Source organism: Dyadobacter sp. CY326, from assembly GCF_021390515.1.
Lineage (GTDB): Bacteria > Bacteroidota > Bacteroidia > Cytophagales > Spirosomataceae > Dyadobacter.
Genome location: NZ_JAJUXI010000013.1, coordinates 1 through 11,732, shown reverse-complemented (window position 1 = coordinate 11,732; position 11,732 = coordinate 1). Strand labels below are relative to the sequence as shown.

The 11,732-nt window shown below is 44.1% G+C and carries 10 protein-coding genes and 1 pseudogene; 5 read left to right on the top strand and 6 right to left on the bottom strand.

Annotated features, from left to right (window positions below):
- The first annotated feature begins 268 nt into the window (after nt 1-268).
- Nucleotides 269-2,209, top strand: coding sequence for a glucosamine-6-phosphate deaminase (nagB, locus tag LZG73_RS23105; protein ID WP_233855268.1), 1,941 nt, complete (start codon nt 269-271; stop codon nt 2,207-2,209).
- A gap of 68 nt (nt 2,210-2,277) precedes the next feature.
- Here the strand turns inward: nagB and LZG73_RS23100 are convergent, their stop codons facing one another.
- The gene (locus tag LZG73_RS23100; protein ID WP_233854936.1) at nt 2,278-2,442 is read right to left on the bottom strand and encodes a hypothetical protein; all 165 of its coding nucleotides are present in this window, start codon (nt 2,440-2,442) and stop codon (nt 2,278-2,280) included.
- 239 nt (nt 2,443-2,681) lie between these two features.
- Between LZG73_RS23100 and mutL the strand changes: the two genes are divergently transcribed.
- The 4 genes from mutL (at nt 2,682) to dxs (ending at nt 8,352) form a co-directional block, all read left to right on the top strand.
- Nucleotides 2,682-4,568: a DNA mismatch repair endonuclease MutL gene (mutL, locus tag LZG73_RS23095; RefSeq protein WP_233854934.1), complete on the top strand. Its 1,887-nt coding sequence runs from the start codon at nt 2,682-2,684 to the stop codon at nt 4,566-4,568.
- A gap of 56 nt (nt 4,569-4,624) precedes the next feature.
- Nucleotides 4,625-5,410, top strand: coding sequence for a rhomboid family intramembrane serine protease (locus LZG73_RS23090; protein WP_233854932.1), 786 nt, complete (start codon nt 4,625-4,627; stop codon nt 5,408-5,410).
- 3 nt (nt 5,411-5,413) lie between these two features.
- Complete coding sequence (locus tag LZG73_RS23085) at nt 5,414-6,331, top strand: rhomboid family intramembrane serine protease (RefSeq protein WP_233854930.1); 918 nt, start codon at nt 5,414-5,416, stop codon at nt 6,329-6,331.
- Between the two features lie 74 nt (nt 6,332-6,405).
- On the top strand, nt 6,406-8,352 hold the full coding sequence (dxs, locus tag LZG73_RS23080) for a 1-deoxy-D-xylulose-5-phosphate synthase (RefSeq protein WP_233854928.1): 1,947 nt from the start codon (nt 6,406-6,408) through the stop codon (nt 8,350-8,352).
- Nucleotides 8,353-8,628: 276 nt separating this feature from the next.
- Here the strand turns inward: dxs and LZG73_RS23075 are convergent.
- The 5 genes and pseudogenes from LZG73_RS23075 to LZG73_RS25725 all read right to left on the bottom strand — a co-directional run bounded on the left by LZG73_RS23075 (nt 8,629) and on the right by LZG73_RS25725 (nt 10,606).
- Nucleotides 8,629-9,768 (bottom strand): annotated as a pseudogene (locus tag LZG73_RS23075) (IS3 family transposase).
- Nucleotides 9,769-9,860: 92 nt separating this feature from the next.
- Nucleotides 9,861-10,103 (bottom strand): IS3 family transposase, encoded by a 243-nt coding sequence (locus tag LZG73_RS25740; RefSeq protein ID WP_409014359.1) that lies wholly within the window; start codon nt 10,101-10,103, stop codon nt 9,861-9,863.
- Entirely contained in the window at nt 10,069-10,179 is a 111-nt protein-coding gene (locus tag LZG73_RS25735; RefSeq protein ID WP_409014356.1) for a hypothetical protein, read from the bottom strand. Before LZG73_RS25735 ends, LZG73_RS25740 begins: the two co-directional genes overlap by 35 nt.
- Nucleotides 10,164-10,394, bottom strand: a complete 231-nt coding sequence (locus LZG73_RS25730; RefSeq protein ID WP_409014358.1) for a DDE-type integrase/transposase/recombinase — start codon at nt 10,392-10,394, stop codon at nt 10,164-10,166. Before LZG73_RS25730 ends, LZG73_RS25735 begins: the two co-directional genes overlap by 16 nt.
- 71 nt (nt 10,395-10,465) lie before the next feature.
- On the bottom strand, nt 10,466-10,606 hold the full coding sequence (locus LZG73_RS25725; protein WP_409014355.1) for an IS3 family transposase: 141 nt from the start codon (nt 10,604-10,606) through the stop codon (nt 10,466-10,468).
- Nucleotides 10,607-11,732 lie beyond the last annotated feature (1,126 nt).

Sequence of the window (11,732 nt, the reverse complement as noted above, 5' to 3'; positions counted from 1 at the left end):
AATACAATCAATTATTTTGGAATGAAATAAATGGGCTTACTTTATCCGATCCGACTATTGAATGGAGAAATCGAAATGATGCAATAGGCCTAATTCTTCAAAATGGCGTATATTTTAATGCGAAGTATTTTTAAATTATTTTAATAATATTCGTTTGGAATCGTATTTTTGCCGTCATTAATCCGCCCTTGATCTATTCTCAAACTCTTATAAAAACAAATTCAAGCTTAACATGAGCCAGCAAACGGTGAATCCACAAACAATTTTAATGCAAGCTTCGAACAACGGGAAAGGGACACCCGGAACGATAGGCCAGCCCATCACCTACGAGAAAATCCCAACCCAGATTTTCGCCGACTCAAAAGAAGCATCCAATGCGGTGGCCAAAGAGATTGCAGATCTGATTCGTCAGAAGCAAAAGGAGGGTAAGCAATGTGTTTTAGGTTTGGCAACGGGATCTTCACCAAAGACGGTTTATGCTATTCTTGTTCGGATGCACAAAGAAGAAGGTTTGAGTTTCAAGAATGTGATCTCATTTAACCTGGATGAATATTATCAGATGGAGCCTGATTCTATTTACAGTTATCACAGGTTCATGAAGGAGCAGCTGTTTAATCATGTTGATATACCAAAAGAAAATTACTTCATCCCTGATGGAACGGTTCCGCCGGCGTTACTGCGCGATTACTGCACATCGTATGAAAACAAAATAAATGCTGTTGGCGGACTAGACTTCCAACTTTTAGGAATCGGGGGAAATGGTCACGTTGGATTTAACGAGCCAGGATCGCTGATCAATTCTCGCACGAGATTAATTACGCTTGACCATTCTACGCGTGTTGCCGCGGGCATGGAGTTCGGAGGATTGCACAATGTGCCGCGTAAAGCGATTACATTGGGTGTTGCGCCTATTTTGAATGCGCGTCGCATTGTTCTTTTGGCTTGGGGCGAGCGTAAAGCATCGGTTATTCGCGGCGCTGTTGAAGGCCCGGTAACCGAGTTGAATCCTGCTTCTTATTTGCAGGCGCACCCGGATGTTTCCTTTGTGGTCGACGAAAGCGCTGCTTCCGAACTTACCCGTATTAAAACCCCTTGGGCTGTTGATTCGGTGATTTGGGACAATAAGATGATCAAAAAGGCGATCACACATTTGTCGAGCTCGCTTAACAAGCCCATTCTTAAATTGACTGATAAAGATTACAATGACAATGGGATGAGCGATTTGCTGGCACAATATGGTTCCGGCTATGAGATCAACATCAATGTGTTTAATCAGTTACAACATACAATCACCGGATGGCCAGGCGGAAAGCCCAATGCTGACGACACACACCGTCCGGAAAGAGCGCAGCCTTCGAAAAAACGTGTGCTCATTTTCAGCCCGCACCCGGATGACGACATTATTTCAATGGGCGGGACTTTCCAGAGATTAGTGGATCAGGGACATGAAGTGCATGTTGCTTATCAGACTTCGGGTAACATTGCCGTTGCGGATGACGAAGCGTTGCGTTTTATCGACTTTGTGGTCGATTTTAACAAAGGCTTCGGCATTGACAGTCCTGATGCAAACCAATTGTTTTTGGATGCAAAAGAATTTTTAAAGCATACGAAAGACAGCGAAATTGATACGCCCGAGATCAGGAAAGTGAAAGGATTATTGCGCCAGGGTGAAGCCAAGGCCACTTGCCGATTTGTTGGCATTCCGACAAGTCAGGCGCACTTCCTCAACATGCCTTTTTACGAAACGGGAACAGTTCAGAAAAATCCGATTGGTGAAGAAGACATTAAGATCATTGAAAATCTGATTGAGGAGATCAAACCGCATCAGATATACGCAGCAGGCGATTTTGCCGATCCGCACGGAACGCACAAGGTTTGCTGGGATGCCATTGAGGCTGCATTGCAGCGTTCGAAACATAAAAATTTCATGAAAGACTGCTGGGTGTGGTTATATCGCGGCGCCTGGGCTGAGTGGGATATTTATGAAATTGAAATGGCAGTTCCAATGAGCCCTGACCAGGTTTTGAAGAAACGTCAGGGAATTTTCAAACACCAGTCACAAAAGGATGGCGTTGTGTTCCAGGGAGAAGATTCGAGGGAATTCTGGCAGCGTGCAGAAGAACGTAACCGCGCAACTGCACATTTGTATGACGAGCTTGGACTGGCTGAATATGAAGCCATGGAAGCCTTTGTAAGATGGAAATTTTAGTCTGAGCCTAATCAAAACAAAAGCCCGGTGTTCACACATCGGGCTTTTGTTTTGCTATATTTTTGAAACTATAATTCCATATCCAGCCACATTCGCTGCGCCATTTTCTCCACCATTTTAACAACACCTTCTACGGCGCCGAAGATTATGCAGAGCGGCAAAATTATTGGCAGAAAAATCAGCCATTGTAATGCCATGGTGAAATTAAATCTTTTAGAAATTGGCGTTTTCATATCAGGTTTAGGTTAATAGTACAGGAATTTGACATTCCAAGATAGAAATTTTATTTAATGGCAACAAAGTATTTCAATAAAAACGTTCGAGAAATGTAGAAAATTTCGATAAAGAATGTAACTATTCTCTTTCAGTTTTTAGATAAAGCAAGCACTGGAACGTTGCTACCCGCCAAAATTGGCATGCCTGTTAAAAAAATTTTGTTAATTTGTTATAGCCAATAAATCAAGATTCCGAAATGCCGTCTTCCGACATCATACAGTTATTACCAGATTCCATAGCCAATCAAATTGCCGCCGGCGAGGTTGTTCAAAGACCTGCATCGGTGGTGAAAGAGCTTATGGAAAATGCCATTGATGCGAAGGCAAATAATGTTCAGGTCATTCTTAAAGAGGCCGGAAGAACATTAATTCAAATCATCGACGATGGATTAGGAATGTCAGAAACAGACGCCCGAATGTGTTTTGAAAGACATGCGACTTCAAAAATTCGACAGTCTGAGGATCTTTTCCGTATTCGGACGATGGGATTTCGCGGCGAGGCGCTTGCTTCCATTGCCGCGGTTGCACAGGTGGAGTTAAGAACGAGACAGGAAGCTGACGAATTGGGAAGCATGATCCGCATTGACGGCTCTGAAATTAAAGCGCAGGAAGCTGTCGCTTGCTTGAAAGGGACCAATCTTTCGGTTAAAAACCTATTTTTCAATGTTCCGGCGCGACGAAATTTCCTGAAATCTAATTCTGTGGAAATGCGTCACGTCTTGGACGAGTTTCAGCGCGTTGCTCTGGCTCATCCGCAGGTTGGATTCACATTGCATCATAATGATACAGAGGTCTTCAACTTGCAATCGGGAAAGCTGGTAAGGCGCATTGTTGATATTTACGGGAAGAGTTATCGGGAGCAGCTTGCATTCTGCCAAGAAGACACGTCTTACATCAGCGTGCGTGGTTACATTGGTAAGCCTGAGTTTGCCAGAAAGACACGCGGAGAGCAGTTTTTTTTCGTAAATGATCGCTATATCAAGCATAGTTACATGCATCACGCGGTGATTAGCGCATTTGACGGGACCATTCCGGAGGGAAGTCATCCGTTTTATGTGCTTTTTATAGAAATTGATCCGTCACACATTGACATTAACATTCACCCGACCAAAACGGAGATCAAGTTCGACGATGAAAGGTCAGTTTACGCCATTGTGATGGCCGCGGTCAAAAAGGCTGTGGGCGTTTACAATCTTTCTCAATCGATTGATTTTGATGACAACATTAACTTTTTGAATCCAACGGCTTCGGATCAAAACCAAAACCTGATTCCAAGAACTGTAATGCCTGACTGGGCGGCGCAGTCCAAGAAAAGTGAAGGCGGGGCGTCGCGGTCCAATCTGACGAATTGGAACAAATTGTTTGAAGGTTTACAAAACACGGAAGACCGCAACCGCGAATTAGCTGCCTTTGAAATTAATACGACAACGGTTTCAAGGCCATCATTTCAGGAGCATTCCAAGACGGTTGCGAGCAAGGTTAACCGCATGGCTTCGGAGGTCATTGCTGCGCCGGAAAGCGACGCTGTGCTGTTCCAATTGCATAATCGTTACATTCTTTCGCAGGTCAAGGACGGCATCATGCTCATTGATCAGAAAGCGGCTTACGAACGTATATTGTATGAACGATATCGCAAGATGCTGACGAATAGAAATGGGGCGTGCCAGCAATTGCTTTTTCCGAAAACAATTCGTTTGACGCATTCTGACATGCAATTGGTGAGTGAAACGAAAAAAGAGATCAGAAGTCTGGGCTTTGAGTTTGATGAATTCGGTTCAAATGAATTGATTATCAGGGGAATTCCCGCAGATTTGCCAGAGGAAAGTGAGCAGGATCTTTTTGAGGAGTTGATAGAGCAGCTGAAACAGAGTTATTCTGATTTGAAACTCAACAAGCCCGAAAGCCTTTCTCGATCATTGGCAAAGCGTTTTTCCGTGCGTTATGCCGTTAAGCTTTCATTTGTTGAAATTCACACCTTGATTGACCAGCTTTTTGCCTCGACAGATCCGAACCGAACGCCGAGCGGAGAGGCGATCATTGTTTTACTTACAATGGATAAACTTACCAGCATATTCAAAGCCTGACGAACAAAAATATCGGGTGAAGAGTTATTTGAATAAATCTTGATTTTATATAAAATATGTTATCCATAACGCCTACTGTCAAGAACTTACTGATTCTTAACATTCTTTTTTTTATTGTTGATTCTTACGTTTTCAATCTTACGAATGTTTTTGCATTGCGGTCGGTGTTTTCCCCAGCATTCTATCCTTTTCAGTTTGTAACCTACATGTTTTTGCATGGCAGTTTTGGGCATTTGTTCAGCAATATGTTCGGTTTGTTCATGTTCGGGCCATTGCTGGAGCGTGGCTGGGGGCCAAAGAAATTTCTCTTCTTCTATTTCTTCACAGGGATCGGCGCTGGACTTCTGTTTTCAGGAATCGATTATTTTGAAAATAGCCAGGTTAGAAGTGCTGTTGAAATATTTACTCAAAATCCAACCCCGGATAACCTGGTGGAATTCATGAGTAAGCACGCAGAAAGAATTTACGAAGCGAACCTTGATTTTTTGAACAAATTTGAGGGCAATCCAACAAATTCTGGCTACATTCAACAGAGCGTAGATTTTGTAAATTCCTATTATCAAACTTTGATCAACACGCCTTTGGTTGGTGCGTCGGGAGCAATTTTCGGCATACTAATGGCGTTTGGTTTATTATTTCCGAATACTGAGCTTTTTCTACTGTTTGTTCCCTTTCCAATCAAGGCCAAATATTTCGTTGCATTTTACGGCCTCTATGAATTGTACGCAGGATTTCAAAATGCTCAGTCGGACAATGTGGCGCATTTCGCGCACATAGGAGGAATGCTATTTGCATATTTATTGTTGCGTTACTGGAACACGCAAAAAACAAATTTCTATTGACAGATGAGCAATATTGTTGATGACGTAAAGAGGGAGTTCGCCAAATCCGAGAATGCACTCGTTAAGATTATTCTGGTTAATACTGCAGTGTTCCTGATATTGCTGTTACTGAAGATAATTCTGACGCTTTCTCAATCTGCAAATGTCTATGCAGCAGTGATTAACACACTGCAACTTCCTGCTGCAACCAATGAGTTTTTATACAAGCCATGGACGCTGATTACATATTTTTTCACACACGACGATATTTTTCATATCCTGTTTAATATGCTTTTCCTTTACTGGTTTGGCAAATTGGTGGATGAATATTTGGGCGCAAAACGCGTCATAGCGCTTTACATTTTAGGTGGCGTTGCAGGCGGATTGATTTACATGGTGCTGTATAATGCATTGCCTTATTTCCAAGCTCACGTGGAAGGTTCTAGAATGCTTGGCGCGTCTGCTGCGGCGTTTTCCGTAGCCGTTGGTGCTTCTACATTGCTTCCTAATTATACATTCAATCTCATTTTTCTTGGGCCGATCAGGATCAAGTTCATTGCGCTATTTTACATCATTTTGTCTTTGGCACAAACTGTCGGTCCCAATGCTGGAGGAAATCTTGCGCACTTAGGCGGCGCATTCGTTGGCTATGTATTTATCAAATTATTGCAAAGCGGCACGGACCTTGGCAAACCGCTTTATGCTGTCATGAATGGCTGGTCGAGGCTTTTCCGAAAGCGGCCTTCAATGCAGGTAACTTATCGTGAAAGGCAGGTTTATAGAAGCACGAGTGTTTATTCTTCAACATCGCCCGCGGGAACAATAGAAATGCCTGACCAGATGGAAATTGATTCTATTCTGGATAAAATCTCCAAGTCTGGTTATGAAAGCCTTACAAGAGAAGAAAAGCAAAAGCTCTTTAAGGCGAGCCAGCAAAAATAAAGTCAGACTAATGTGCTTATTTTCTTAGTTTTGTCTGCTTAAATGTCCTCTATTTTGATTTCAAAAGCTTGAATATGCTTATAACGCCGGGAAAATTGTTAGCTAAAATTAACTCTCCTGAGGACCTACGAAAGTTAGACAGTTCCCAGCTTCCGCAAGTTTGTAATGAATTACGACAGTTTATTATCGATAATGTATCCGTTTACGGAGGACATTTTGGCGCAAGTTTGGGCGTCGTTGAGCTAAGTGTCGCGTTACATTACGTTTTCAATACACCTGATGATCAATTGGTTTGGGATGTTGGCCACCAGGCTTACGGCCATAAGATTTTAACCGGCAGACGCGATAATTTCCACTCCAATAGAACATATGGCGGATTATCAGGCTTTCCTCGCAGAAGTGAAAGCATTTACGATGCTTTTGGCGTAGGACATTCGTCCACATCCATTTCAGCAGCATTAGGAATGGCCGTGGCATCTGCATTGGAAAATAATTTTGAAAGACAACACATTGCAATTATAGGAGATGGCGCAATGACGGCGGGAATGGCATTCGAAGGAATGAACCACGCCGGCGCAACTGACTCCAACATGCTCATTATCCTGAATGATAATTGCATGGCAATCGACCCCAATGTAGGGGCGCTTAAAGAATATTTGACTGACATTACGACTTCTCAGACTTACAACAAGTTTAGAGATGAAGTTTGGAATATGCTCGGTAAGATGAGCAATTTTGGCAAAAGTGCGCAGGAGATTGTTTCAAAAGTGGAAACCGTCATGAAAACCGCCATTCTTCGTCAGAGCAACCTTTTCGAATCCTTAGGGCTACGTTATTTTGGTCCAATTGACGGCAACGACATAAGCCATCTTACTGAGGTTTTAAAGGACTTAAAAAGCATTCCCGGACCGAAACTATTGCATTGTCTTACTGTGAAAGGCAAGGGTTACGGGCCCGCTGAAAAAGATCAAACCAAATGGCATTCTCCTGGTGTTTTTGATAAAATTACGGGAGAAATTAAGATTAAGGTTTACGATCAACCGCAGGCTCCAAAATACCAAGACGTTTTCGGTCACACCATTGTTGAGCTCGCGAGGCAAAATCCAAAAATTGTTGGTGTTACGCCCGCAATGCCTTCTGGTTCCTCATTGAATATTATGATGGATCTGATGCCTGACAGGGCATTTGACGTCGGCATCGCAGAACAACACGCGGTGACATTCTCTGCTGGCATGGCGACTCGTGGTGAGGTTGTGTTTTGTAATATTTACTCAACATTCATGCAGCGCGCATACGATCAGGTTATCCATGACGTATGCATTCAAGAGCTTCCGGTAATTTTTTGTCTTGATAGGGCAGGGCTCGTCGGCGCAGATGGACCGACGCATCATGGCGTGTACGACATTGCTTACATGCGCTGCATTCCTAATATGGTCATTGCATCACCATTGAATGAACAGGAATTGCGTAATTTAATGTACACAGCGCAATTGGCATCATTTCAATCGGGCAAGCAAGCATTTACAATTCGCTATCCTCGCGGTGCGGGGGTTATGCCAGAGTGGGAAACACCTTTTGAAGAAATAGAAATTGGTAAAGGTAAAAAGCTCAGAGCCGGTGATGACTTGGCAATTTTATCTTTCGGACCGCTTGGTAACTACGCCTTAAAGGCAAGTGAACTGTTAGAATTGGAAGGAGTTTCTGTGTCAGTGTATGACATGCGCTTTGCGAAGCCCTTAGATGAGGCCATTTTACATGAAGTATTCACGCAGCACAACAGAGTCATCACCCTAGAAGACGGCTGCCTACAGGGCGGATTTGGCAGCGCTGTTATCGAATTTATGTCAGACAACGGCTATTCTTCCATCGTGAAACGACTAGGCATCCCAGACACCATCATCGAACATGGCGAACCCAACGAGTTATACCGCGAATGCGGCATTGACACACAAGGAATCGTCAAGACAATTCATGAATTTCTAGACACGAAGTTAGGGGCTAGAAGTGTTGTTTTGAATTAGAGATAATTAGAACATTGAAAAAAGGGAAGGTTGTCACGGATTGGCGACCTTTTTTTGTTATGAATTGTAAGATTCCGCTTGGGTGCATTATAGATGCTTCCATGCCTTCAAAATAGGTATGTAAGTTCATCACTCGGAATAGGCATCGGATCAAGGCCAAATGTTGTGGAGCAACTTGAATTAAGCATCTTACTGCGTTAGCCTGTTGCCTGGTCGAGCGCTTCTCATCGGTGTTTGATTTGACTTTCTGTATCGAAGTTATTTCCTCCCAGGTTTTCAGACGGTTGAAAGTAGAGTTGCCGGTGTTTCTTGATGTAGATTAACAAATCCCTTCGGTGTTAAATCATTCAATGCGCTGTGAGGCCTGAAGTGGTTGTATTCCCACCGAAAATCTTCTAATTTCTCCCTGGCGTCGTTCAGAGATAAGAACCAATTGACGGAAAGGCATTCATCTCGGAACTTCCCATTAAAAGATTCAACATATGGAACATTTGTCGGTTTTCCAGGCCTTGCAAAGTCCAGTGTAACACCATTTGAATATGCCCACAAGTCCATTTCCTTGGAGATAAACTCGCTTCCATTATCGCATTGAATACGCTCGGGGATGCATCCTTTTACGAGACAAATTTTGGTTAATTCAGCAGCAACATCTATCTCTTTTAGCGATTTTCCAGCCAACAATCCATGGCAAATTTTACCGCAGTTATCGACTAAAGTTAACACCTAAACCGTTCACCGTTGTAGAGCGCATCTTGCACGAAATCCATACTCCACACCTTATTTGTTCCTTGAGTGTCCAAGCGTTCCAATCGGTGCTCAGCGCTACGGCTCCTTCTTGGTCTCTTTGTTCGCAAATTCAGTCCACAGGCCTTTAGACACGATAAACTCGTTTATGCCGGGGTGCCGGTGCACTTGTCGCTGAAACCTTCTCTTTTCAACAGCACAAAATCCGGCGAAACCATATCTGACCCTCGTACTCGCGATTTCTTTCATCCGCATTGCAAGTAATATGTCGTCACGGCGGTGGCGCTTATAATAATACATCGCCCGTACTAACATCACACAGCGGCAAGCTCTTTGGATCGAGACCTGATAGTTGGAAAACAACCAATTAGCCATTTCCTTCTTGTAAGGAGGCTTCACAACCGCGCGGCGGCCGCATTTTTTTAATAACGTCCCGCAGCATTTACTTGTCCAGACTCAGGTCTGCCACGAGCTTTTTGTTGGGCGTTTTCCTCCTCCAACTGGCGAAGTTTGCGCAGCTCAGCAACACCCATTCCACAATATTTTTTGCGGTCCACCGCCGCGATTCCAATTGAAGAAAGTTGCCTAGGACACTCCCAATTGACGGCAGATCTCCTCCACCCGTGTCCCGGTCTCTGACTGTCTAAGCGCAAAAGCGATGGCACCGGCCACCCGGCTGCGCCTCGGTAAATTTCGACTTTTTCATAGTGACAAATTACGTTTTTGATCCGTTTTGCCACCGAAAATCTCTAGTTTTCAGCTGTCTAGTTTGCCGGAGGAAGGTCATGGTGGGCTCGGTATTGTACCGGGCTCATTCCATTTAGATTGAACCTGATTCTGTCATTGTTGTAATAGCTGATGTATTGGTTTACTTCTGTTTTCAACTCCTGAACTGAGTCATAACGTTTCAGGTAAAACAGTTCGGATTTGATGGTGCGGAAAAAATTCTCGTTCACAGCCTTATCCAGACAGTTACCTTCGGGACATACTTTGTGTGATGCCGTTATCGGCCACCATACGTTGGTAAGCCTTTATTTGGTATTGCCATCCCTGATCTGAATGCAGTATCAGAATGTTTTGCAATCTAGTTTTCTAAATGCACTTTTCAGCATATCTGTGACCTGCTTGAAATTGACAGACTGTGCGAGGTTGTAACTAACAATCTCCCCATTAAAGATATCTATGATAGGGGATCGATATAACTTCTGATCTTTAACCTTAAATTCCGGTACATCTGTTGCCCATTTCTGCCCGGGACGTTCAGATTTAAAAACCCGTTTTAAAACATTGGGTGCAATTGTGCCTGCATCCCCTAGGTAAGAGCACTACTTTCTGATGCTTATTAGCGAGCTCAGTCCGGATTGCCTCATTAGCTATGAAACCGTTTTGTGGTTGATGCCTTGCCTGTATTCTGCATAGCCAGTGTAATCCTGCGATAGCCGAACCTGCCTTTGTGCTGGTGGTATATCGTTTTGATTTGGCTTTTTGCATCCTCGTGCCTGCTGGGCACAGACTTGGTTTGTAAGTGGTAGTAGAAACTGCTCCTGGAAATTTTAAGGATCTGCAATAACAGTTTAACCGGGAATTTTGCCTTAACCCATCAACAATTAACGCTTTTTTATTTGCGCAGCTTCTCCTTGCTTCTGTGGGGCCAAGGCTTTCAGCTTTTTTAGCACTTCATTCTCGACACGCAGGTACTGATTCTACCTTTCTAACTCTTCCAGGTGGGTAAGGGGCCGTAGGTTCTTTTAAATGGTTCTTTGTCATCCTGCTGGGCCGGCCACGGGCATTATTGAAACCATTTATGCCAGACTGCTTGTATTGTCTGACCCAACTAGCCAACGTACTGGGATTGGTATTTTATATTCATACAGCAACTGCCCGCCATGATAAGCATTCAATACCTGCAATTTAAATTCATTCGTATACACACGGCCATATTGGGGTAAATGGCTTGAAGCGCCACAGAAATGATAGTGACCACCCCTCTTTTCTATCAATAATTCGCTATGCCAAATTCCTTTGACAACCATTGAAACTAGCGCCTTTAAAATATAAGCGATCTGTTTCAGCTTAAATCTGAATTGTGCGTTTTGTTGTTACCCATAAAAATGCCCACAAGGGGTGTCAAACTTGTTGGAGGCAGTTTAAAGGACAGCTGTTTTCAACAAAATCATCCAAAACAAGGGTTCTAACTTTTAATCCGGATTTTGGACCGTTATTCCTGATTATAACAGATGCAAATGAAAGAGGGTGCTTCAGTTTTTTACTGGGACACCCTCTTCAGCTTAACGGTATTTTGGTGGCACCTCCTTGGTTCTACTACTCTTTAGGTTCGACGCAAGCCTGCGTGGGGCATTATCATCGGCGGTTCTGAGCTTAGCTAGCCCCGCTTAGCCAGCCGCGCTCAACTTCCCTGTTTCGAGACGGGGCGCCCAGCCTGTGCGGCCCAGCCTATGCGGCCCAGCCTATGCGGCCCAGCCTATGCGGCCCAGCCTGTGCGGCCCAGCCTGTGCGGCCCAGCCTATGCGGCCCAGCCTATGCGGCCCAGCCTGTGCGGCCCAGCCTGTGCGGCCCAGCCTGTGCGGCCCAGCCTGTGCGGCCCAGCCTGTGCGGCCCAGCCTGTGCGGCCCAGC